Origin of the sequence: Marinibactrum halimedae (assembly GCF_021234875.1) — a bacterium.
Lineage (GTDB): Bacteria > Pseudomonadota > Gammaproteobacteria > Pseudomonadales > Cellvibrionaceae > Marinibactrum > Marinibactrum halimedae.
On the sequence record NZ_JAJQVM010000102.1, the window covers coordinates 1 to 1,204 of the forward strand.

At 43.6% G+C, this 1,204-nt stretch carries 1 protein-coding gene; it reads left to right on the forward strand.

Features of this window, described 5'->3' with window-relative positions; genetic code table 11:
- Nucleotides 1-410 (forward strand): IS66 family transposase (locus LU351_RS20470; RefSeq protein ID WP_232595940.1); only part of this gene is annotated, 410 nt, incomplete at its 5' end.
- Nucleotides 411-1,204: the final 794 nt, after the last annotated feature.

The window sequence follows — 1,204 nt, forward strand, 5'->3', positions numbered from 1 at the left end:
GCCACGCCCTTCGACAAAAGGAAGCCAAGCCGATTGTGGCCAAATTAAAAGAGTGGCTGGATAAAAGCCTGCAAACCGTGGCGCCGAAAACCAAGTTGGGTGTAGCACTGGTGTACCTAAATAACCAGTGGGATCGATTAATCGGCTATCTGGAGGATGGGCGCTACCCGATCGATAATAATGCAGCAGAGCGCGCAATCCGTCCATTCACGATTGGGCGTAAGAATTGGATGTTCAGCAAAAGTCAGGCGGGAGCGAAAGCCAGTGCCAATTTGTACAGTTTAATCGAAACAGCCAAGGCCAATGGGCTCAACCCTTATGAATATTTGCAGAGCATTTTTAAAGAACTGCCCAATGCCAAGGATGTTGAGCAGGTGGAGGCTTTGTTGCCTTGGAATATTAAGGTGTAGTTGGTTTGGCGTTTACACACTAATAATTCGATCAACTATGAATATAAAGTTTTATAAAATCGAAAAACAACATCTAACTTTTCAAATCAGGTAAAAATTAGTCGAAAGCCTTTCAGCCGCCTGCAGAGCCGCTCCACCTCATTACGCTTTTTATACATTTCTTGATCATACCCCCAAGGCGAAATGCGATTCCTTTTGAGAGAAACAATGGGTTACATTAATAATTCTAAGACAAGTTGTCGAATTTCATCACCTTCATAAGCTTTGTCCGTGATGATTAATACGCCTTCCCAACCTTGATTTTCAAAGTTTTTGAGGGGTTTCTTGCCCCAGGGCTATCATCAAACTGCCCAAGGGACAATGGAAATATGACTGACATTTTATCATCTACTGCAATCACATGAGCTTTTGCGGGCCAGCCATCTCGGGATTTCTCTATCACTTGTGGGCCGTTTTTTTACTCCAGTGCCATTCGTATGCATTTGAATAATCGTACTATCCAATAATACTTGATCAATCTGAATATTAATCACACCCGCTTTTTAGAAGGCGGAAAACACATTATCTAAAATCCTTTTTAGCCCAGCAATTCACACGTGCAAAATACTGTACGAAGTGCCAAACTCCCCAGGTGGGCGCGCCACTCACTTACAACCACTCCGCAACACAGGGCTCCCTAGTAATAATCACCCAGAAAGAAGAATCTTTGAACGATATTCGTCGTCCGCTGCGGCGGCCACTATGCGCTGTTTGATTCGCCTTTTACTGTCATCATTCGTTTTGAGTAAATTCAG